The following is a 20,981-nucleotide window of genomic DNA, read 5'->3' on the forward strand; positions in this document are numbered from 1 at the left end:
CTGTGTCGTCGGCTGTGTTGGCGACGCTAGTCCGACTTGGACGCGAGTGCCAGCGTTCTCGGGGATTGGTTCATGCGGCGCCGATCACGAGCACGGCGTCCACCACCACACCGCTCGCGGCGAGGGATCGAACGGACTCCGAGGCCGTCGCCCCGGTCGTCAGGACGTCGTCGACGAGCACCACGCATCCGGACCGTCCGGTTCGCACACCCGGCACCACCGCGATCCGGCCCGACAGGTTCCTGGCGCGTGCCCGCGCCGAGAGTCCGACCGAATCCCGAACTCCCCGAGCGAATTTCAGCATCGGCAGCACCGCAGCCGGTTCGGGCGCCAGCGCCGACACCGCCTCACGCGCCGCCCGGGCCACGGGATCTCCCCCGCGCGCCCTCGCGGCCCGCGTCCGGGTCGGTGCCGGCACCAGCGCCAGCACGGCGAGTTCCGGCGGGTCGATCTCGCCGAGTTCTCTCAGCCTCCGCAGGCCGCCGGCCAGAGCCTGCCCGAGCGGCCTCGCCAGATCCCGGCGCCCGCGCTCCTTGGCTGCGATCACCGCACTCCGGCGCGGACCCGAATACGGGCCGAGCGCCCACGCCGGAACCCCCGGTTCGAGCCGGGGCGCGAGCCGGATGGGATCGACGGCGAGTTCAGCCCGACATCGATCACACCAGTCGGTGCCGACGGTCCCGCAGCCACCGCACTCGCGGGGCAGGATCAGGTCGAAGAGCGCGCGCATGCACCGCAGTGTGCACCCGCACCACGACAGTCAGCCCGGCAGGACCGGCGTGGCCTTGACCCCGGTCAGTCCCGGCACCTCACGCCAGTACCGGTCTCCCGCCGGATCGTTGTTGTTGAGCTGGAACACCCCGCGTTCGTCACCCACGAACACCGTCGTCGGGGAGGCATCGGCCGAGTCGACCGGCGGCGTGAGGTTCCGGCTCGGCAGCGCGTCCATCCGGGAGCCGTCCTGCGACACCACGACCACCGGGATCTCCGATGCCGCCCGGACCACCACCACGGAGTCGCCACCGCTCCAGTCCAGCGCCAGCGCCGGACTACCGAGGCCGACCGCAGCAGGCCGCGGATGCATGAGCTGGTATCGGCCGTCCGGATTCCGTTCGACCACCGCCACGTACACCCTGCCGTCGACGATCATCGCGGCCCGCACCCCGTCTCGGGACAGCCGGAATTCGGTGATGGCCCCACCCAGGCCCGCGGTCGCGGCGGAGTCGACGGGTTGGACCGACATCTGACCGGAGTTCGGGTCTCGATCCGCGCGGATCACCTGGGTGCCGTCCACCACCGCCCACACCGAGCCGTCACCCGGCGACCACGTGGGCCTGGTGATGGCGCCACCCTTGAGCAACGGCACTGCGTCGCCGTCGATCGGGCCCCCCATCAGCGTGCGGACCGTCTCCGGCCCGTGCCCCGTGGTCGACACCCCGGCGGCCCATTTGCCGTCGCGGGACAGCGCGATCGACTCGAGGCTCGTCGCCGAGCCGAAGTAACCGGGGCGCGGGAGCACGCCGGTGTCGGTCACGGTGACCAGCGCCCCGTCCCGCAGCGCGTGCAGACCGACGCCTGCACTCGCCGAGGCCGTCGGGTTGGTCGACGCCACGTCGGCGGTGGTCCACCCCTGCGGGAAGCGCTCGTCGAGCGGCTTGCCGTCCGCGAGCAGGACGTACGGTCCGGAGATCTCGGCGGCGGCGAGGGTCCACACGACCTGCGCCGCCAGCAGCTCGCGGCGACGCTGGTCGAGTCCCGCAGCTCCCTGGAAGTCGATCCGCACGCCGCCGAACCCGGTGCCGACACCCTCCGCCCGGCCGTCGGCCTTGGTGATGGGCGCGGCCGACAGGTTTCCGAGCTGATTTCCGACCGCGTTCGCCAGCACCGGCTTGGGACCGGTGATGAGCAGGTCGACCAGCCGCTCCGGGAGATTCTCCTGCCGGGCCGAGATCCAGCGCAGGTCGGGCACGACCGCGGCCTCGCCGGGATCGAGGAAGTACAGGGCATTGCGCTGATAGGACTTGAGGAATTGGGGCCGGTCCATGATCACCCCGGGCGGGAGCTCGTCGATCCGCCACTGCCCGTCGATCCTGCGCAGCTGGATCTTGGCCTCGAAGCTCCCCTCGGTCGCCAGGTAGGACCCGCCGGGCTCGAGCTGGCCGACCTTGTTCGCGCGGATGGTGAAGCTCGCCCGGTCGCCGTTGCGTTCGTCCTGGAGCACATCCACCTTGTCGACGATGGTCATACTCGCGCCGTCGTCCCAGCGGTCGGCGGCGGCCGGGGTGAGGAACTGACGCGCGGCATGGTGCCGGTTCACCGGGTCCGTGCTCGCCCCGAAGAAGTCTCGGAGCAACAGGTTCGGCTCGCGGCCCGGGGTCGGCACCGGCACCTCGCCCGTGACCGGGCTGGGCGCGATGGTGCCGATCGCCTGCGGGGTCGACGAGTCGGGGAGGCTGGCGCAGCCGGCGAGCACGAAGACCGCCGCCAGCGCCGCGACGATGCTCACCTTCATGGCCGCTCCCTGAGCATCGGCACGCTGCTCGCCTCGTCGGGGTCGAGCGACTCGCTCCGCACCTCGAGTCCGTCGTCGGACCGGGCGGTCCCCGGAATCGGCTGTCCCTGAGCGTGTTTGCGCGTCGAGGGCTTGAGCGGCAGGGGGCTGCTGGTGATCTTGTGGCCGCGCACCAGGGGCAGCGTCAACCGGAAGCACGCACCCTCCCCCGGCTCGCCCCACGCCTCGAGCCTGCCGTCGTGCAGTCGCGCGTCCTCGACGCTGATCGCCAGGCCCAGACCGGTACCGCCGGAACGACGCACCCGTGACGGATCCGACCGCCAGAACCTGTTGAACACCAGCTTCTCCTCACCGGGGCGGAGACCGATCCCCTGATCTCGCACGATGAACGCGGCCGCGTCGGCATCCGCGCGCAGCCGGAGCAGCACCGGTTTGCCCTCCCCGTGGTCGATCGCGTTGGCCAGCAGGTTCCGCAGGATGCGCTCGACGCGGCGTGGATCGACGGAGGCGATCACCGGTTCGTCCGGGAGATCGAGGATCAGCTCCGTCCCGGATTCGCGGGCGAGGTGACGAATCGTGGAGACCGCGGCCCGCGCGCTCATCCGCAGGTCCAACTGCTCGTTGGACAGCTCGGCGACACCGGCGTCGTGGCGGCTGATCTCCAGCAGGTCGTTCAGCAGCGACTCGAACCGATCGAGCTCGGCGACGAGCAGCTGGGACGAACGGCGCATCGCCGGATCCAGGTCGGCGCTGCCGTCGTGGATCAGCTCGGCAGCCATCCGCACGGTGGTCAGCGGGGTTCGCAGCTCGTGGCTGACGTCTGAGGTGAAGCGCTTCTGCAGGTTGCCGAACTCCTCGAGCTGGGTGATCTGCTTGGACAGGCTCTCCGCCATGTCGTTGAACGAGACGGCGAGCCTGGCCATGTCGTCCTCGCCACGGACCGGCATCCGCTCCTTGAGCCTGCCGTCGGCGAATCGTTCCGCGATCCGCGACGCCGACCGGATCGGGAGCACCACCTGCCGCGCGACCAGCATCGAGATCGCGGCAAGCAGCACCAGCAGCACGGCACCGCCGATGAGCATGGTGCCGCGCATCAACGACAGGCTCTTCTCCTCCGCCGCCAGCGGGAACACGAGGTACAGCTGGAGGTTGGAGACGTCGGCCGAGGCCGGGCTGCCGACGATCAGCGCCGGGCCGGCATAGCCGTCCGGATCCGAGACCGTCGCGAACTGGTAGCTGACCTGGTCCTTCTTGACGAAATCGCGGAGGTTGTCCGGGATCTGCTCGATCGGCCCGCTCGAGGTGGGTTGCCGCGGCGGGTCCGCGGGCACCACCAGGACGGAATCGAAGGTGCCCGCCGCGCCCGAGGCAGCGCCCGCGTCGGCGTCCCGGTTCGTCAGTGCCGCCCGGGCCCCGTCGAGTCGGGTGCTGAGCGAGGTGCCGTCGTCGGCGCCCGCGAGCTCGGCCTGCACGGTCGACCTGGCCCGGTCCATCTCCTCGGTGGCGGCGGTGATCTTCGCCTCGAGCAGACGATCGGTGATCTGGCTGGTCAACACCACGCCGAGAATGGTGATGCCCACCAGCGACAGCGTCAGGGTCGACACGACGACCCGTAGCTGCAGAGAGCGCCGCCACAGGTGCCCGAGTGAATGACTCAGGTTCTTGAAGCGGCGGAGCAGCGGCGTGAACGTTCCGTTGATACGCCGCCGCGTACGAGAGAAACGGATCACGGCGGTCCGGCCTTGTAGCCGACCCCCCTGACCGTGAGCACCACTTCAGGATTCTCCGGATCGGTTTCGACCTTGGCGCGCAACCGCTGAACGTGCACGTTGACCAGGCGGGTGTCCGCGGCGTGGCGGTAGCCCCACACCTGCTCGAGCAGGACCTCGCGGGTGAAGACCTGGCGCGGCTTGCGGGCCAGGGCGACGAGCAGGTCGAACTCGAGTGGGGTGAGGGCGATGAGCTGCCCCTCCCGGGTCACCTTGTGCGCGGGCACGTCGATGACGATGTCGGCGATGCTGAGCAACTCGGCCGGCTCGTCCTCGGTGCGCCGCAGTCGGGCCCGCACCCGGGCCACCAGTTCCTTCGGCTTGAACGGCTTCATGATGTAGTCGTCGGCGCCCGACTCGAGGCCGAGCACCACGTCGACGGTGTCCGTCTTCGCGGTGAGCATCACGATCGGGACCCCGGAATCGGCGCGCAGCACCCGGCACACGTCGATCCCGTTCATCCCCGGCAGCATCAGATCCAGCAGCACCAGGTCCGGCCGGATCTCTCGGACCGCGGTCAGCGCCTGCGTGCCGTCCCCGACGACAAAGGGCTCGAAGCCCTCCCCACGGAGCACGATGGTGAGCATCTCGGCCAGAGCCGTGTCGTCATCGACAACCAGAATGCGTGGCTTCATATCCCTATCGTGTCATCTCGGGACGCCGGAACCCGTCGTTGTGTGAGGTCCGGCGCAGTGTGTCGCTCATATCCACTGTGCCAGATCCGCGGCGAGTGCCGCCGGATCGACGTTCGGGTCGATCACCTTCCACCTCGAAACCCACTCCCGCTGCGCCAGCCCGCGGTACACGGCGCCGGTCCGGGCCTGCAGGTCCGAGTCCCGCTCGTAGGCGTCGAGCTCGCGTGTGGAATCCGATGCCTCCCTCGCCAGTGCCCGCGCCCGCGCCAGCTCGACCGGGACGTCGAGCAGCATCTGCAGCGCCGGGCGAGGCAGTCCCAGACGGTCGAATTCCAGCTCGCCCACCCACCGGACGAACTCGCCGTCCGGCTCCTGCCGCAGGCGGGCCGCCCCGTAGGCCGCGTTGGAGGCCACATAGCGGTCGAGCAGCACGAGGTCGTGCGATTCGAGCAGGTCCGTCAGTTCCGCCACGGCGCCGCCGCGATCGAGCGCGAACAGCACGGCCATGCCGTGCACCGACTCGGCCAGGTCACCGTGGGCCCCCTTGAGCGCCTCGGCCGCGAGGTCCGCGTGAATGGAGGCGCCGTAGCGGGGGAAGGTGTGGACCGCGACGCGGACGCCGGCCGACGTGAGCTCGGAGACGAGCTTGTCGACCAGCGTCCGCTTGCCCGCGCCGTCGAGACCCTCCAGCGCGATCAGTGTTCCCACTGTGGTGTTGCTCAGTACCGGTAGTGCTCGGGCTTGTACGGGCCCTCGACGTCCACGCCGATGTACTCCGCCTGGTCCTTGCTGAGCTTGGTCAGCGAACCGCCGAGCGCCTCGACGTGGATGCGCGCCACCTTCTCATCCAGGTGCTTGGGCAGGCGGTACACCTCGTTGTCGTACTCGTCCGGCTTCGTCCACAGCTCGATCTGCGCGATGACCTGGTTGGAGAAGCTGTTGCTCATCACGAACGAGGGATGGCCGGTGGCGTTGCCCAGGTTCAGCAGGCGTCCCTCGGACAGCACGATGATCGAGTGGCCGTCCGCGAACGTGAACTCGTCGACCTGCGGCTTGATGTTGACGCGGGTGACGTCGGCCGCCCGCTCCAGGCCCGCCATGTCGATCTCGTTGTCGAAGTGACCGATGTTGCCCAGGATCGCCTGGTGCTTCATCTGCTTCATGTGCTCGAAGGTGATGATGTCCTTGTTGCCGGTCGAGGTGATGACGATGTCGGCCCAGCCGATCGCCTCCTCGACGGTCTTGACCTCGAAGCCGTCCATCAGCGCCTGCAGGGCGTTGATGGGGTCGATCTCGGTGACCGCGACCCGCGCGCCCTGACCGCGCAGCGCCTCCGCGCAGCCCTTGCCGACGTCGCCGTAGCCGCAGACCAGCGCCGCCTTGCCGCCGATCAGCACGTCGGTGCCGCGGTTGATGCCGTCGAGCAGCGAGTGCCGGGTGCCGTACTTGTTGTCGAACTTGCTCTTGGTGACCGAGTCGTTGACGTTGATCGCCGGGAAGGTCAGCTCACCCGCGGCGGCGACCTGGTACAGCCGCAGCACGCCGGTGGTGGTCTCCTCGGTGACGCCCTTGACGGACTCCGCGATGGTCGTCCACTTGCCCTTGTCGGCCTCGAGGGACTTGCGCAGCAGCGCCAGGAACACCTTGTACTCGTCGGAGTCGTGCTCCTCGTCGGTGGGCGGCACGACGCCTGCCTTCTCGAACTGCGCACCCTTGAGGACAAGCATGGTGGCGTCGCCGCCGTCGTCGAGGATCATGTTCGCGGGCTCGCCCGGCCAGGTGAGCATCTGCTCGGCCGCCCACCAGTACTCCTCCAGCGTCTCGCCCTTCCAGGCGAACACCGGGATGCCCTTGGGCTCCTCCGGGGTGCCGTGCGGGCCGACGACGATGGCCGCGGCGGCGTGATCCTGGGTGGAGAAGATGTTGCACGAGGCCCAACGGACCTCGGCGCCGAGCGCGGCCAGCGTCTCGATCAGCACGGCCGTCTGGATCGTCATGTGCAGCGACCCGGAGATGCGGGCACCCTTGAGCGGCAGGACCTCGGCGTACTCACGACGAAGGGCCATCAGGCCCGGCATCTCGTGCTCGGCGAGACGAATCTCCTTGCGGCCGAACTCGGCGAGCGACAGGTCCGCCACCTTGTAGTCGATTCCGTTGCGGGTATCCGCCTCGAGCTTGTTCTCAGACACTGAGGTCGTCATCTGCCTCTCCTGGTTGCCGATATCTCGGGTAAGGCTATCGGGTTGGCTCCGGGAGTGGGCGCGCGAGCTAGGCCTGAGCGCCGACGATCACGTCGATGAAGGGCACGAAGATCCGGGCCAGGTCCTCGGCCACGTCGCGATCCGAATCCGGCGGCATCGAGATGTAGCTGATCGCCAGCCTGACTATCCCCCTGCTCAGGATCCCGGCGTCCTCCGGCGAGGCCTGAACCCAACTGCGCTCCAACGTTTCCGCGAGCTTGGTCGAGGCCTGCTCGAGCAACGGGGCACTGTCGGTCGTGATCAACCGCAGCAGGTCCGGCTTGGCTTCCCCGGTGAGCAGCGAGTGGACCAGCGGATCGGAGGCGCTCTGACGGAAGAACGTGGTGAACGCCTCGACCAGCGCCTCGTGCGGCCGCCCCGCGTTGCCGTAGATCGAATCCTCGATCGCGCCGACGAAGCGGTCCGCCAGCTGCAACGCATACGCCTGCGCGAGACCCTGCCGGGACTTGAACTCGTTGTAGACGGTCTGCCTGCTCACCCCGGCGCCGGCCGCGACGTCGGTCATGGTCACCTCGGACCAGTCGTTCGCCGACAGCAGGTCCCGCATCGCGCCGAGAACCGAATCCCGCAGCAGCGTGCGGGTCGCCTGTTGGAACGGGACTCGGTTCGTCGGGGCCATGGTGGCGAGAGTGGCAGCAAGCGTGCGGGGCGTCAAACAGGAACCCGCTGACTCAGCGCGGTCAGGTCTTCGCCCTCGTCCGCCAGCAGCGCCGGATCGATCGTCGGGCACCCGGCGATCAGCACCCTCGCCGCGCGGAGGTCCTTGGGCCGTCCCAGCGTCACCGCCCCGACCAGACGGCCGCCGCGCCGGGTGAGCACGGTGAAGTCGCGCTCGGCGATGTCGCCCCGCAGGACGATCTCGTCGTCGGCCTGCGGCCATCCCGCGACCTGGAGGTTGAGCCCGTACTGCGAGGACCAGCACCACGGCACCTCGCGAGCCGGCTCGGCCTCGGCGCCGGCCAGGCCGGCGAGCATCGCCCGCGCGGCCGCGGCGCCCTGCGCCTGCGCGGAGTTCCAGTGCTCGGTTCGATGACGACCCCCCAGGACGAGATTCGGGCAGTTGGCGACGTCACCTGCCGCGTACACCCCCGGCTCCGAGGTGGCATGGCCCTCGTCCACCACGATCCCGTCGGAGACGGCCAGGCCCGCCCGCTCGGCGAGAAGGGTGTTCGGCACCATTCCGACGGCGAGCAGGGCCGCGCCCGCGGACCACGTCCTACCGTCCGCGGCGGTGGCACGGACCCCGCCCGCGCCGTCCGACTCGAGCCCGGTGAGCTGCACCGAGGTGTGCAGCGCGACGCCCTGCTCGCGGTGGATCTGCTCGTACAGAGCGCCGATCTGCGGCGGGAGTACCCGGTGCAGCGGGGCGGGCGCCGCCTCGAGCATCGTCACCTCGGCCCCGAGCGTCCGCGCGGTGGCGGCGACCTCCGAACCGATGAGGCCGGCACCGATCACCAGGATCGAGTTCGTTCGTTCGATGGCGCCGCGCAACGGCGCGACATCGTGCATGGACCGCAGCGCGTACACCGCGTCGCCGCCCGAGTGCTCGATGCTGCGAGCACGGCCACCGGTGGCGAGGAGCAGTGCGTCGTACGGCAACTCCTCACCCGTGTCGAGCCGGACCGTCCGTGCGGCCACCTCGATCGAGATGACCGCCACCGAGGTGCGGAACTCGATCCCGCGCTCGCTCCAGTAGTCGGCCCCGCGTAGCCGGGCCTTCTCCTCGGGCATGACCCCGAGCAGCAGGTCCTTCGACAGGGCCGGCCTCCGGTACGGGTGCGCAGGGTCGTCGCCGATCACCGTCACCGTTCCCGAGAAGCCCTCCGCCCGAAGCGTTTCGGCAGCGGTGATCCCTGCGATCCCGGTACCGACGATCACGATGGAGCTCACGAGCGGGCAACCTCGACCATCTCGAAATCGGCCTTGGCCGCGCCGCAGTCGGGGCAGCTCCAGTCCTCGGGGATGTCGTCCCAGCGAGTGCCGGGAGCGATCCCGTCCTCGGGCCAGCCCAACTCCTCGTCGTACTCGAATCCACACTGGACACAGCGATACAGCTTCATCACGCGCTCCTCTCGAAATCGATCTTCTCCCGCACACCGCAGTCCGGGCAGCACCAGTCATCGGGAACCGAATCCCATGCGGTTCCGGCCGGAAACCCTTCTCGCGGGGCACCTTTCAATTCGTCGTAGATGTAGTCACAGACGGGACACCGATACGCAGCCATGGTCACGCCGCCCCGTACCGGGCGAGGATCCGCTCGCGCTTGGCCGGCTGGACGTTCACCCGGGTGATGTCGCCGTCGTAGTGATCGAGGACGCGCTTGTCCATCACCGCGCGCCAGATCGGCGGGAAGTAGGCAAGCGAGATCATGCTGGCGTATCCGCTCGGCAGGTTCGGCGCACCGTCCATGCTTCGGAGCGTCTGGTAGCGCCGCGTCGGGTTGGCGTGATGGTCACTGTGCCGCTGCAGGTGGTACAGGAAGATGTTGGTGCAGATGTGATCGGAGTTCCAGCTGTGCACGGGGGCGCAGCGCTCGTACCGTCCGCTCGCCGTCTTCTGGCGGAGCAGTCCGTAGTGCTCGAGGTAGTTCACGGTCTCCAGCAGCGAGAATCCGTAGACGGCCTGGATCAGGAGGAAGGGCAGCACCTCCCAGCCGAAGCCGGCGACCAGCGCCGCGAACAGGACCACGGACATCAACCACGCATTGAGCACATCGTTGTGGATGCTCCACGTGCGCTTGCCGAGGCGCTCCATGCGGGTCTTCTCCAGCTCCCACGAGGACTTCAGGCTGCCCCAGACGCTGCGCGGCAGGAAGGTCCAGAAGGTCTCGCCGAACCGAGCGCTGGCCGGGTCCTCCGGGGTGGACACCCGGACGTGATGACCGCGGTTGTGCTCGATGTAGAAGTGCCCGTAAAAGGTCTGGGCCAGGGTGATCTTCGACAGCCAGCGCTCGAGCTCGTCCTTCTTGTGGCCGAGTTCGTGCGCGGTGTTGATCCCGATTCCGCCCATGACGCCGATGCTGAGCGCGAGCCCGATCTTGGAGGCGAGCCCGAGCCCACCCTCGATGCCGAGCCACGCGAGGTTGTCGGCGGTCCACAGGTAGCAGGCGAACACCAGGCTCGCGAGCTGGAACGGGATGTAGACGTAGGTGCAGTAGCGGTAGTACTTGTCGTTCTCCAGCTGCTCCATCACCTCCTCGGGCGGGTTCTGTCCGTCCGGCCCGAAGAAGATGTCGAGCACCGGCAGCAGGCCGTACACCAGGATCGGCCCGATCCACCACCACACCGGCGAGACCACGGACCAGCCGAGCTCGTTGAATCCCCACACCAGTCCGGCCGCGAGAAAGACCGCGGTCGGCGGGATCAGCCCGAGCAGCCAGAGATACCGCTTCTTGTCTCGCCACTGCTCGGCGGGCGCCTGCGCCCCCGGATCGACCTGCATTGCCACGACTGCCTCCTCTGCGGCGGGCCCACGACTGTGAGGTGAACCACGTAGTTATGGACGATATGCCATATCTTGTCCGCCGTCTATACAAATCTAGTGATTTGTACACACCTCCGTCGAGCTCACGAACTGGACACTGCAACCGGTAAACGCAGAACACCCCGCCGGTGGGATCCGGCGGGGTGTTCGCAGCACAAAGGTTCGGCCTGATCGGCCAGGGTCAGAGCCCGACTCCGCCCGGCCCCGCGGGTCCGCCGAGATGCCCGAGCGCCTCGGACTCCACCCCGGGCGGGGGCGTGGCCCGGCGACCCACCATCGAGTGCCGGTAGCCGTAGAGGAAGTAGATGACGACGCCGATGGCCATCCAGACGACGAAGCGGATCCAGGTCTCCACCGACAGGTTGAGCATCAGCCACAGGCAGGCGAGGACCGCGAGGATCGGGACCAGCGGCACCAGGGGCACCGTGAAACCGCGCGGCAGGTCGGGCCGCGTGCGACGAAGGACGATCACCCCGACGCACACGAGCACGAACGCGAAGAGGGTGCCGATGTTGACCATCTCCTCGAGCGTCCCCATCGGGAAGAAGCCGGCCAGCACTGCGGACACCGCACCGACGATGACGGTGATCCGCACCGGGGTCCCGTGCGGGCCCGTGTGCGCGAGCTTCTTGGGCATCAGTCCGTCCCGGGACATCGCGAACAGCACCCGGGTCTGACCGAGCAGCATCACCAGGACGACCGTGGTGAGACCGGCGAGGGCACCCAGGTTGATCACCCATTGCGCCCAGGTGATGCCGTGGATCTCGAATGCCGTGGCGAGCGTCGAGCTCTCACCGGCGAGATCGGTGTACTTGACCATTCCCGTGAGCACCAGCGTCACCGCGACGTACAGGACGGTCACGATCGCCAGGGATCCGAGGATGCCCCTCGGCAGCGATTTCTGCGGGTCCTTCGTCTCCTCCGCCGTGGTGGCCACGACGTCGAATCCGATGAACGCGAAAAAGACCAGACTGGATGCGGCGAGGAGTCCGTACCAGCCGTAGGTGCTGCCGCCCGCCCCGGTGAGGTACGAGAACAGCGACTGGTGGATGCCCTCGCCGGTCTCCCCGGGCTGCGACGGCGGGATGTACGGCGAGTAGTTGTCCTTGCTGATGTAGAACGCTCCCACCACGATCACCAGCAGGACGACGCCCACCTTGATCGCGGTGATGACGGCGGAGACCCGGGACGAGAGCTTGGTTCCGGTCGCGAGGATCACGGTCAGCGCCGCGATCAGCAGCACCGATCCCCAGTCGAAGTCGACCGGGCCCAGCTCGACGACGGTCGATCCCTCGGCGCCGATCACGTTCCCGAGGTACAGCGACCATCCCTTGGCCACCACCGAGGCCGCCAGGGCGAACTCCAGGATCAGGTCCCACCCGATGATCCAGGCGACGAACTCGCCGAAGGTCGCGTAGGAGAAGGTGTACGCGCTGCCGGCGACCGGGACCGTCGAGGCGAACTCCGCGTAGCACAGCGCGGCCAGGCCGCACGCGATGGCCGCGAGCACGAACGCGAGCGAGACCGACGGACCGGCGACATTGCCCGCGGTGCGCGCGGTGAGCGTGAAGATGCCCGCACCGACGACCACCGCGACACCGAAGACGGTGAGGTCCCAGGCCGTCAGATCCTTGCGTAGCTTGCTGTCCGGTTCGTCTGTGTCCGCGATCGACTGCTCGACCGACTTCGTTCGAAATATCCCGGAACCCATCGCTGCCTCCTCGTGAAGGAATGGGATCAAGCCTATTGCGCGGGGCGCGCCTCACACGAGGTTTCGCCGCGGTGGCGCGTCGGCGGGTGGTCCGGGCACCGATCTGTCCGGGGGTGTCACCCGACGGCGGCGCTGAACACCTGTGCGGCCTCGGTCTGCGCGACGGCTACGACCTCGGGATCCGAGGCCGCGATCCACGCCGCGCCGCCCTGCTCGAGCTCCAGGGTCTTTCCGCCGCTCCGAAGCGTGACAGATCCGGAGGTGCACAACAGTATCCGCGGACCGGCGAGTTCGAACTCCACCGAGGCGGGATGCCGATCGCCCGTCCGGTCCAGGTCCACCCGGGTCAGCGCGAACTCGGGGGCGGGCGTCTCGTAGACGACCGTGGCGGCACCGGGAACCGCGGACGGCGTCAGCGCCGGACCGGTCAGGGGCTCGAAGTCGAGCACCCGCAACAGCTCGGGGACGTCGACGTGCTTCGGGGTGAGCCCACCGCGCAACACGTTGTCCGAGTTCGCCATGACCTCGACGGCGAGCCCGTGCAGATACGCATGCAGGTTCCCGGCCGCGACGTAGAGGCCCTCGCCCGGCGCGAGGGTGATCCGGTTCAGCAACAACGACGCGAGCACGCCCGCGTCGCCCGGATAGGACTCGCCCAGCCCCAGCACCGTCCGCAGTTCCGCGGTGTACGGACGCGAACCGGTCGCGCCCGACAGATACCGCACGCAGCCCTCGAGGATCTGCGGGAGCAGAGCGTGCAGCGCGGGCGGCGGCAGGGTGATCCAGGTGGTGAACAGCGCCCGCAACCCGGACGAATCGGGCTGTCCCGCAAGAAGTGCGATGTAGTGATCGAGCGCGGGCACCTCGAGCGCCCTAAGCAACTCGATGGTCCGATGCGGATCCCGGAAGCCGGCGAGCACCTCGAACCGGGTCAGCGCCACCACCAGTTCCGGCTTGTGGCTGTCGTCGCGGTAATTGCGCACCGGAGAGTCGAGCGGTATCCCGGCGGCCTCCTCCCGCGCGAAGCCCTCCTTGGCCTGAACGGCGCTCGGGTGCGCCTGCAGCGACAGCGGTTCCTCCGCGGCGAGCAGCTTGAGCAGGAACGGCAACCGGTCGCCGAACTCGGCCCGCGCCCGGTCACCGAGCTGGCCCGCCGGGTCCGCGTCGACCGCTTCCAGCAGGGAGACAGGGCCCCCTGCGCCGAGCAATCGCGCGGGATCGGCCGGATGGGCACCGAGCCAGACCTCGGCCTCCGGATGGTTCGACGGCACGGGCCTGCCACACAGTTGAGCGATCGCCGTGCGGGAGCCCCAGGCATAGGTGCGCAGCGCACCCTGAAGCAAGTGCACTAGCTACCACCGATCAACTGCAGATAGGCCGCGGCCATCTCCAGCCGCACGGTCGTCACCGCCAGCTGCTCGATCTCGGTGCGCTCCCCAGCCATCGCCTGACCCCCCTTGTCGACCTGTTCTTCGTCCCCCACCGCGAGCACGAGTTCGGCGTCCGGCAGGACCGACATCCGGCGCGAGGCCGCCGGCCTGTTGGCCGCGCTCGACAGCACGAAGACCCGCACCGGATTGCTCGGCGGCGGACCGTCTAGTTCCTCGTCATGGAAGATCGGATCGTATCCAGCTGCCTGCCCGCCGGATTCGCCGGACGCGAATCGTGTGGCCGAGACCACCACATCGCTCAGGTCGGCCGCCGCGGCCACCGCCCCCGCGGTGCGCATGAGCACATCGGCGCCGTGCCGCGCGAGCGCCGTGGTGGACGGACCGTCCCCGGCCAGCACCACGCGGCGCCCACGCATGCGGACCGCCAGCGACTTCGCGGGATTGTGGAACACCTCGTTGGCAGGGTGACCGCGCAACGCTTCGGCGTCGACCGCATCGGCGAGCTCGTGCAGATCCGGGACCAGGTCGTCGGCTCGCGTCGACCCCAGCGCCGTCAGCACCGCCAGACCCGCGGACAGGTATCGCAGGAACCCGTGCTGGTCGGCGACCCGGATCCGCGGCGGAAGCAACATCGCCCGTCCGGCCCCGGCCGCGCGTAGCGGCCCCTCATCGGGTGCCGCGATCACCACCTCGGCACCCCGGCGCAACCCCGAGTCGACCGCGGTGAGCAGCCGCGGATCCCCCGCGTCCTCACCGGCGACGACGACGACATCCAGCGAGCCGACCCAGGGCGGGACAGCCGGTAGGTGCAGGATCGGCACACCGATCCTGGCGCCGAGTGAACTGGTGAGCACCGATGCGGCGCGGCCGGCCCGGCCGCCGCCGGTCACCAGGACGATGCTGCGCGGGCGCAGGTCCCTGATCCGATCCAGGGCACCCTCGCTGACCGCCTCCGCGGTGGCCCGCACCTGCGCACCGCCGAGCGCCGCGGACCGCAGTGCCCCCTCGGAATCTGCTGCGGTGACGCTTGCGGAGTCATCGAGGTCGAGAAGGTGTGACGGAGCCGTCATGGCGTCCTTCCTCTCTCGCTCTGCCCGGGGCAAGAATTCTACGGCTCTTCCGGCGCCGATTAGGCGCGCACGACGCCAAGTATCTCAGCCACCAGCGCATCGACCTCTTCGACCGTCCGCGCTTCCACGTTCAGTCGCAGCAGCGGCTCGGTGTTCGAGGCGCGCAGGTTGAACCACGCGCCCTGGCCGAGGTTGACGGTCACGCCGTCGAGGCGATCGACCGACTTCGTCCGGCCCGAGAATGCGGCGAGGACCGCTGCGGTCCGTTCCGCGGCGTCCGCGACGGTGGAGTTGATCTCCCCGGACGCCTCGTAGCGCTCGTAGCTCTTCATCAGGTCGGACAGTGGGCGGTCCTGCTCACCGAGCGCGGCCAGCACGTGCAGCGCGGCGAGCATGCCGGAGTCGGCGCCCCAGAAGTCACGGAAGTAGTAGTGCGCCGAGTGCTCGCCACCGAAGATCGCGCCGGTCTCCGCCATCTGCTGCTTGATGAAGGAATGTCCCACCCGGGTCCGGACCGGCGTGCCGCCGAGTTCGGTCACCAGCTCGGGCACCGCGCGCGAGGTGATCAGGTTGTGGATGATCGTGGCACCGGGTTCCTTGGCCAGCTCCCGCTCGGCCACCAGTGCCGTCACCGCGGAGGGGGACACCGGGTTGCCGAGTTCGTCGACGACGAAGCAGCGGTCCGCGTCACCGTCGAAGGCGAGTCCGATGTCCGCTCCGGTGGTGCGGACCCGCTCCTGCAGATCGACGAGATTCTTGGGGTCGAGCGGGTTGGCCTCGTGGTTCGGGAAGTTGCCGTCGAGCTCGAAGTACATCGGATCCACGGTCAGCGGCAGCGGCGCGAACACCGCCGGGACGGTGTACCCGCCCATGCCGTTACCCGCGTCCACCGCGACCGCCATCGGCTTCATCGACGACAGGTCGACGAGCCCGCGCACGAAGTCCGCGTACTCGGCGAGCACGTCCTGCTCGCTGACCGAGCCGGCCTCGCCGCCTCCTCGGGCGGAGCCTCGGGTCGTGTCACCGAATCCGGGCACGCCCTCGATGACCTCGGCCGCGATGGTCGCCAGCCCGGTGTCCTGACCGACGGGCTTGGCGCCGGACCGGCACAGCTTGATCCCGTTGTACTTGGCCGGGTTGTGGCTCGCCGTGAACATCGCACCCGGGCAGTCGAGCAGCCCCGACGCGAAGTACAGCTGATCGGTGGAGGCGAGACCGATCAGGACGACATCGAGCCCCTGGGCCGTCACCCCGTCCGCGAACGCGTTCGCGAGCTCCGGCGACGAATCGCGCATGTCGTGGCCGATCACCACGCGGTCCGCTGGATTTTCGACGTCGCGGACCAGGCGGGCGAAGGCGCCGCCGACGTCACGCACGAAGTCGACATCGATCTGCTCGCCGACCACTCCGCGGACGTCGTATGCCTTGATGACGGCATGGACGGATTCGGCGGGACGTGCCACTGCGATAACTCCTGCGTTCGGGGACGGTCTTGATCGGTGCACCGCCAGCCTAGTGCCAGGTGCCGCGCGGGTCAGTTCGTGGGATCGGGCAGAACCCGGAGATGACCCCGACGGCCGGTGCGCGGCGCCTGAACCACCGTGTGCGTCGAATCCGCCGAACCCGAGGTCGCGGAATCGACCGATCCACGCTCCGCCATGCCCGCCTCGCGGACGGCTTCGGCGAGGGCGGTCAGGTCGTCCTCGTCCGGGGTGCTCGAGGAGAACCCACCCTCGTAGCGGACCAACTCCCAGCCCTTCGGCGCGGTGATCCTGGAGGCGTGCGTCTCGCACAGGTCCCAGGAATGCGGCTCGTCGACAGTCGCCAGAGGACCGACCACTGCCGTCGAGTCCGAATAGACATACGTCAGCGTCGCAACGGCGGGGTTCTTACACCCAGGCCGGCAGCATCGACGCAGTGCTCTCACGCTGATGAGGGTAGCTGGCAGACCCCCAGGCTCCTACTCGGACACACCGGAAGCCGATGGGTGTCGGTAGGATTGACCTTCATGCGCAGAGCCCGACACGGACGACCGTTGACCTCCCGATCGGCGGCTCGACGCGGACGTGGCATCCGCGGGCCGGTGCTCCCGACGAACGTGCCCGCATGGCGAAGCCGGGCAGAGAAGTTCGACATGCTGGTCCTGGAGGCGTTCGCCCCGATCGACGCCCGCTGGCACGAGCGGATCACCAAACTCGACATCGCCGTCGACGAGGTGCCCAAGATTCGCGCACTCGACCCGGATTCGGTCACCTGGCCGCCGGAGGTGGTGGCGGAGGGACCGGTGCCGCTCTCGCGACTGGTACCGGCCGGCGTGGACCGGCACGGCGCCGCCACGCGAGCACGACTGGTCCTATTCCGCCGGCCCCTCGAATTGCGCGCCAAGCGTCAGGAAGACCTCGTCGATCTGCTGAACGAGGTGTTGGTCCGGCAGGTTGCCACCTATCTCGGAGTCGATCCAGAAGTCATCGATCCGGAGCTCGGCGGCGAACCAGAGGACTGAATGTGCTTGAGCTCTAAACGATCCGGCGCTAGACGATTCCCCGCTTGAGCCGGCGCCGCTCGCGCTCGGAGAGTCCCCCCCAGATGCCGAAACGCTCATCGTTGGAGAGCGCGTATTCGAGGCACTCGTCACGCACCTCGCACCCGAGGCAGATTCGCTTCGCCTCGCGGGTCGAACCGCCCTTCTCGGGGAAGAACGCCTCGGGATCGGTCTGAGCGCACAGAGCGCGCTCCTGCCACTGGTCTTCGATGTTCTCGAACATCTCATCGAATCCGGCGACCAGACTCAGCTGGGGCCGTACAGGCTCGCTCTCCCCCAAAAGTTCGCCAACACCCTCCACTGCGTTCGCTGTGAAATCGGTCTGCGGTTCGTAATCAAGCGCGCTCAGAAGTCGTGATCCCTCGTACTGGTTGGGCATCGTTCCGCCTCCTCACCTTGGATTGCGCAGAAAATTCCGGTCACTTTCATCCCCCGACCTAGCCATCCACCCCGAACGAACGTTCGAAAAAAGGTTCGCCACAACTGATCTCGCGTGGCGACGGGGGAATGACATACCTGTGATTAGACACGGCTCCGAGCGCTGGGGTCAAGCTGTTGGGCAATTCCCCTTACCACCACCCGCCCCGGAATCGCCTCGACGGCGCATTCGTGCGCGTCATCCGCGTGTCGCGCCGGCTGCGGTGGATCGACCGGTGCAAGTCCGACACCTCGCCGCGCGACGCCTAGGCTCTAGAACTGTGAGAGTCACAGTATTGGTCGGCGGTGTCGGCGGAGCCCGTTTCCTTCAAGGTGTTCGAAGTCTGCTCGAAAAATCGGATACCGCAGGCACGCACGAGATCACCGCGGTCGTGAACGTCGGCGACGACGTGTGGATGCATGGACTGCGCATCTGTCCGGACCTGGACACCTGCATGTACACGCTCGGCGGCGGAATCGACCCCGACCGTGGCTGGGGCCACGTCGGCGAAACCTGGAACGCAAAAGAGGAACTCGCGGCGTATGGCGCGAAGCCGGATTGGTTCGGCCTCGGCGACCGGGACATCGCCACACACCTCATCCGCACCCAGATGTTGCGCACCGGCTATCCGCTGTCGGCCGTCACCGAGGCGCTGTGCAATCGCTGGCAGCCCGGTGTGCGCTTGCTCCCGGTGACCGACGATCGCAGCGAGACCCATGTGGTCATCACAGATCCGGCCGACGAGGAGCAGCGGGCAATCCACTTTCAGGAATGGTGGGTTCGGCATCGCGCCCAGGTTCCGACGCACAGCTTCGTGCACGTGGGCGCCGACAAGGCCACCCCGGCACCCGGGGTCGTCGAGGCGATCGAGAACGCGGACGCGGTGCTGCTGGCCCCGTCCAACCCGGTGGTCAGCGTCGGCGCCATCCTGGCGGTGCCCGGTATCCGCGGCGCGCTGCGAACCGGCAAGGCGAAGGTCGTCGGCCTGTCCCCCGTCATCGACGGAAAGCCGTTGCGCGGCATGGCGGACGAGTGCCTCGAGGTCATCGGGGTGGAGACGTCCGCAGAGGCGATCGGGCGCTTCTACGGCGCCCGATCGGAGACCGGGATCCTCGATGGCTGGCTGATCCACGAGACCGACACCGCACAGGTGCCCGGAGTGCAGGTCGAGGCCGTGCCGTTGCTGATGACCGACCCGGCGACGACGGCCGAGATGGCGCGAGCGGCCCTGCGGCTGGCCGGAGTCACGGTGTGACCGGCGATCACGGGGCAGGCGGATCCATCGAGATCCTGCCCGTGCCAGGCCTTCCCGAGTTCCGGCCGGGCGATGACCTGGCGGCTGCGATCGCGGCGCAGGCGCCGTGGCTCGTCGACGGCGATGTCCTGATCGTCACGAGCAAGATCGTCTCCAAGGTCGAGGGCCGAATCGTGGCCTCCCCCACCGACCCCGACGAACGCGACGCAGTTCGCCGGCGCCTGGTGGACCAGGAAGCGGTCCGCATCGTCGCCCGCCGGGGTCGCACCCTGATCACCGAGAACAAACTGGGCATCATCCAGGCGGCGTCCGGCATCGACGGATCGAACGTGGACCCGGCGGAACTGGCTCTGCTGCCGGAGGATCCCGACGCGAGTGCCCGGCGGCTGCGCGAACGGTTGTCCGAACTGCTGGGCGTCAGCGTCGCGGTGGTCATCACCGACACGATGGGCCGCGCCTGGCGGGTCGGGCAGACCGACGCCGCGATCGGAGCGGCCGGGCTGCCGGTGCTGCATGGGTACGCGGGATCCGTCGACGCCCAGGGCAACGAGCTCTACGTGACGGCGGTCGCCGTCGCGGACGAGCTGGCGGCGGCGGGCGACCTGGTCAAGGGCAAGGTCGGCAGCGTGCCGATCGCCGTGGTCCGCGGTTTCGAGTTCGAGGACGACGGTTCGGCTGCGCGGGATCTGCTGAGACAGGGCGAGGAAGACCTGTTCTGGCTCGGCTCCAACGAGGCACTGGAGCGGGGCAGGAACGAGGCCCTGCTGTTGCGCCGATCTGTGCGCGAGTTCTCCTCCGAGTCGATTGATCCGCAGGCTCTTCGAGACGCCATCGCCGAAGCGCTGACGGCGCCTGCGCCGCACCACACCCGACCGGTGCGCTTCGTGTGGATCCGCACGGCCGCGACCCGGAGGCGACTGCTGAACGCGATGCGCGAGCAGTGGCGCGCGGACCTCACCGCGGACGGGCTGAGCCTGGAGAAGATCAACGCGCGGCTCGATCGGGGCAACATCCTGTTCGACGCCCCCGAACTGGTGATCCCGTTCTGCGTGCCGGAGGGCGCGCACAGTTATCCCGACGAGGCCAGGACGAGGGCCGAACAGACCATGTTCACCGTCGCCGCGGGCGCGGCCGTGCAGGGGCTGCTGGTGTCGTTGGCCACCAAGGGAATCGGCAGCTGCTGGATCGGGTCGACGATCTTCGCGGCGGACCTCGTGCGTGCCGAGCTCGGCCTGCGCGCGGACTGGCAAGCCCTCGGCGCGATCGCCGTCGGTCATCCGCTCGAGCCCCTCGCGCCGCGTCCACCGCGCGAGCCCGGGGACCTGTTGGTGGAGATGTGAGCGCACAGTCCCTGCACCGGTCGGCGTGTGAGACGTTGCTGGGCTGGCAGACGCCGAACGCGGCCGACGACTCGTTGCGGCACACGATGCTCGCGTTCCTCGACTCGGCGCCGTTGGGCTGCCTGCGCGAGCACGCACCCGGCCACATCACCGCGTCGTCCCTGGTCCTGAGCGAGGACGGACGGCAGGTGCTGTTGACCCTGCACCCGCGGGTCGGGCGCTGGATCCAGCTCGGCGGTCATTGCGAGCCGAGCGACGAGACCGTCGTCGGCGCGGCGCTCCGAGAGGCCACCGAGGAATCCGGCATCGACGGACTGCGTATCGACCCCGTCCTGCTCTCCGCGCACACGCATCCGATCACCTGCTCGCTGGGCCGGCCGACACGGCACCTGGATCTGCTGTTCCTCGTGCGTGCAGCGAATGACGCGCCGATCGTCGTCAGCGACGAGTCAACCGATCTGCGGTGGTGGCCAGTCGACGCGCTGCCGGAGACGGCCGAGCGGGAGACCATCGATCACCTGGTGGAGCTGGCAGCGCTGCGCTGAGACCTACGAGTGCGGCGATCTCCGAGTGCGGCGGGGGGTATCGCACACA

General features: G+C 68.8%; 21 protein-coding genes. 4 read left to right on the forward strand and 17 right to left on the reverse strand.

Annotation, left to right across the window (positions count from 1 at the left end; genetic code table 11):
- Positions 1-70: 70 nt before the first annotated feature.
- The 16 genes from ACFQS9_RS06540 to ACFQS9_RS06615 all read right to left on the reverse strand — a co-directional run bounded on the left by ACFQS9_RS06540 (position 71) and on the right by ACFQS9_RS06615 (position 16,759).
- Positions 71-730 carry a ComF family protein gene (locus ACFQS9_RS06540; protein ID WP_378402683.1) on the reverse strand — a complete coding sequence of 220 codons (660 nt, stop codon included), beginning with the start codon at positions 728-730 and terminating at the stop codon, positions 71-73.
- Positions 731-760: 30 nt separating this feature from the next.
- Positions 761-2,512 carry an MtrAB system accessory lipoprotein LpqB gene (gene lpqB, locus ACFQS9_RS06545; protein WP_378402685.1) on the reverse strand — a complete coding sequence of 584 codons (1,752 nt, stop codon included), beginning with the start codon at positions 2,510-2,512 and terminating at the stop codon, positions 761-763.
- The gene (gene mtrB / locus ACFQS9_RS06550) at positions 2,509-4,242 is read right to left on the reverse strand and encodes an MtrAB system histidine kinase MtrB (RefSeq protein ID WP_378402687.1); all 1,734 of its coding nucleotides are present in this window, start codon (positions 4,240-4,242) and stop codon (positions 2,509-2,511) included. Before mtrB ends, lpqB begins: the two co-directional genes overlap by 4 nt.
- Complete coding sequence (gene mtrA, locus ACFQS9_RS06555; RefSeq protein WP_097210558.1) at positions 4,239-4,916, reverse strand: MtrAB system response regulator MtrA; 678 nt, start codon at positions 4,914-4,916, stop codon at positions 4,239-4,241. The genes mtrB and mtrA overlap by 4 nt, the downstream gene beginning before the upstream one ends.
- 66 nt (positions 4,917-4,982) lie before the next feature.
- A complete protein-coding gene (locus ACFQS9_RS06560) occupies positions 4,983-5,624 on the reverse strand; it encodes a dTMP kinase (protein WP_378402690.1) in 642 nt (213 codons plus the stop codon).
- 11 nt (positions 5,625-5,635) lie between these two features.
- Entirely contained in the window at positions 5,636-7,117 is a 1,482-nt protein-coding gene (ahcY, locus tag ACFQS9_RS06565) for an adenosylhomocysteinase (RefSeq protein ID WP_378402692.1), read from the reverse strand.
- 67 nt (positions 7,118-7,184) lie between these two features.
- The gene (locus tag ACFQS9_RS06570; RefSeq protein WP_378402695.1) at positions 7,185-7,796 is read right to left on the reverse strand and encodes a TetR/AcrR family transcriptional regulator; all 612 of its coding nucleotides are present in this window, start codon (positions 7,794-7,796) and stop codon (positions 7,185-7,187) included.
- Positions 7,797-7,828: 32 nt separating this feature from the next.
- A complete protein-coding gene (locus tag ACFQS9_RS06575) occupies positions 7,829-9,067 on the reverse strand; it encodes an NAD(P)/FAD-dependent oxidoreductase (RefSeq protein ID WP_378402697.1) in 1,239 nt (412 codons plus the stop codon).
- Entirely contained in the window at positions 9,064-9,237 is a 174-nt protein-coding gene (locus tag ACFQS9_RS06580; RefSeq protein WP_378402699.1) for a rubredoxin, read from the reverse strand. The genes ACFQS9_RS06575 and ACFQS9_RS06580 overlap by 4 nt, the downstream gene beginning before the upstream one ends.
- On the reverse strand, positions 9,237-9,401 hold the full coding sequence (locus ACFQS9_RS06585; RefSeq protein WP_378403197.1) for a rubredoxin: 165 nt from the start codon (positions 9,399-9,401) through the stop codon (positions 9,237-9,239). Before ACFQS9_RS06585 ends, ACFQS9_RS06580 begins: the two co-directional genes overlap by 1 nt.
- A gap of 2 nt (positions 9,402-9,403) precedes the next feature.
- Complete coding sequence (locus tag ACFQS9_RS06590; RefSeq protein WP_378403199.1) at positions 9,404-10,618, reverse strand: alkane 1-monooxygenase; 1,215 nt, start codon at positions 10,616-10,618, stop codon at positions 9,404-9,406.
- A gap of 223 nt (positions 10,619-10,841) precedes the next feature.
- Complete coding sequence (locus ACFQS9_RS06595) at positions 10,842-12,371, reverse strand: amino acid permease (RefSeq protein ID WP_378402701.1); 1,530 nt, start codon at positions 12,369-12,371, stop codon at positions 10,842-10,844.
- A gap of 116 nt (positions 12,372-12,487) precedes the next feature.
- Positions 12,488-13,720 carry a mannose-6-phosphate isomerase, class I gene (gene manA / locus ACFQS9_RS06600; RefSeq protein ID WP_378402703.1) on the reverse strand — a complete coding sequence of 411 codons (1,233 nt, stop codon included), beginning with the start codon at positions 13,718-13,720 and terminating at the stop codon, positions 12,488-12,490.
- A complete protein-coding gene (locus ACFQS9_RS06605; RefSeq protein WP_378402705.1) occupies positions 13,720-14,832 on the reverse strand; it encodes a tobH protein in 1,113 nt (370 codons plus the stop codon). Before ACFQS9_RS06605 ends, manA begins: the two co-directional genes overlap by 1 nt.
- A 59-nt stretch (positions 14,833-14,891) precedes the next feature.
- Complete coding sequence (locus ACFQS9_RS06610; RefSeq protein ID WP_378402707.1) at positions 14,892-16,295, reverse strand: phosphomannomutase/phosphoglucomutase; 1,404 nt, start codon at positions 16,293-16,295, stop codon at positions 14,892-14,894.
- Between the two features lie 71 nt (positions 16,296-16,366).
- Entirely contained in the window at positions 16,367-16,759 is a 393-nt protein-coding gene (locus tag ACFQS9_RS06615) for a DUF3499 domain-containing protein (RefSeq protein ID WP_378402708.1), read from the reverse strand.
- 81 nt (positions 16,760-16,840) lie between these two features.
- Here ACFQS9_RS06615 and ACFQS9_RS06620 point away from each other — a divergent pair, with 81 nt between their 5' ends.
- Positions 16,841-17,335, forward strand: a complete 495-nt coding sequence (locus tag ACFQS9_RS06620) for a metallopeptidase family protein (RefSeq protein ID WP_378402710.1) — start codon at positions 16,841-16,843, stop codon at positions 17,333-17,335.
- A 28-nt stretch (positions 17,336-17,363) separates the two neighbouring features.
- On the opposite strand, the gene ACFQS9_RS06625 is transcribed toward ACFQS9_RS06620, so the two are convergent.
- Positions 17,364-17,597, reverse strand: coding sequence for a WhiB family transcriptional regulator (locus ACFQS9_RS06625; RefSeq protein WP_179800471.1), 234 nt, complete (start codon positions 17,595-17,597; stop codon positions 17,364-17,366).
- A gap of 475 nt (positions 17,598-18,072) precedes the next feature.
- Here ACFQS9_RS06625 and cofD point away from each other — a divergent pair, with 475 nt between their 5' ends.
- From cofD to ACFQS9_RS06640, 3 genes are read left to right on the forward strand one after another with little or no spacing between them, the layout of a single operon-like run.
- On the forward strand, positions 18,073-19,047 hold the full coding sequence (cofD, locus tag ACFQS9_RS06630; RefSeq protein ID WP_378402712.1) for a 2-phospho-L-lactate transferase: 975 nt from the start codon (positions 18,073-18,075) through the stop codon (positions 19,045-19,047).
- On the forward strand, positions 19,044-20,387 hold the full coding sequence (locus tag ACFQS9_RS06635) for a coenzyme F420-0:L-glutamate ligase (RefSeq protein WP_378402714.1): 1,344 nt from the start codon (positions 19,044-19,046) through the stop codon (positions 20,385-20,387). The genes cofD and ACFQS9_RS06635 overlap by 4 nt, the downstream gene beginning before the upstream one ends.
- On the forward strand, positions 20,384-20,932 hold the full coding sequence (locus tag ACFQS9_RS06640) for an NUDIX hydrolase (RefSeq protein WP_378402716.1): 549 nt from the start codon (positions 20,384-20,386) through the stop codon (positions 20,930-20,932). The genes ACFQS9_RS06635 and ACFQS9_RS06640 overlap by 4 nt, the downstream gene beginning before the upstream one ends.
- Positions 20,933-20,981: the final 49 nt, after the last annotated feature.

This window comes from Rhodococcus daqingensis (assembly GCF_042665615.1).
In the GTDB taxonomy this organism is placed as follows: Bacteria; Actinomycetota; Actinomycetes; order Mycobacteriales; family Mycobacteriaceae; genus Rhodococcus_G; species Rhodococcus_G daqingensis.

Coding starts and splice junctions, on each gene's coding strand:
- ACFQS9_RS06590 (WP_378403199.1), bottom strand. CDS start 10,618: ATGCAGGTCGATCCGGGGGCGCAGGCGCCCGCCGAGCAGTGGCGAGAC.
- mtrA (WP_097210558.1), bottom strand. CDS start 4,916: ATGAAGCCACGCATTCTGGTTGTCGATGACGACACGGCTCTGGCCGAG.
- ACFQS9_RS06595 (WP_378402701.1), bottom strand. CDS start 12,371: ATGGGTTCCGGGATATTTCGAACGAAGTCGGTCGAGCAGTCGATCGCG.
- lpqB (WP_378402685.1), bottom strand. CDS start 2,512: ATGAAGGTGAGCATCGTCGCGGCGCTGGCGGCGGTCTTCGTGCTCGCC.
- ACFQS9_RS06605 (WP_378402705.1), bottom strand. CDS start 14,832: ATGACGGCTCCGTCACACCTTCTCGACCTCGATGACTCCGCAAGCGTC.
- ACFQS9_RS06620 (WP_378402710.1), top strand. CDS start 16,841: ATGCGCAGAGCCCGACACGGACGACCGTTGACCTCCCGATCGGCGGCT.
- ACFQS9_RS06585 (WP_378403197.1), bottom strand. CDS start 9,401: ATGGCTGCGTATCGGTGTCCCGTCTGTGACTACATCTACGACGAATTG.
- ACFQS9_RS06570 (WP_378402695.1), bottom strand. CDS start 7,796: ATGGCCCCGACGAACCGAGTCCCGTTCCAACAGGCGACCCGCACGCTG.
- ACFQS9_RS06625 (WP_179800471.1), bottom strand. CDS start 17,597: ATGTTCGAGAACATCGAAGACCAGTGGCAGGAGCGCGCTCTGTGCGCT.
- ACFQS9_RS06580 (WP_378402699.1), bottom strand. CDS start 9,237: ATGAAGCTGTATCGCTGTGTCCAGTGTGGATTCGAGTACGACGAGGAG.
- ACFQS9_RS06540 (WP_378402683.1), bottom strand. CDS start 730: ATGCGCGCGCTCTTCGACCTGATCCTGCCCCGCGAGTGCGGTGGCTGC.
- ahcY (WP_378402692.1), bottom strand. CDS start 7,117: ATGACGACCTCAGTGTCTGAGAACAAGCTCGAGGCGGATACCCGCAAC.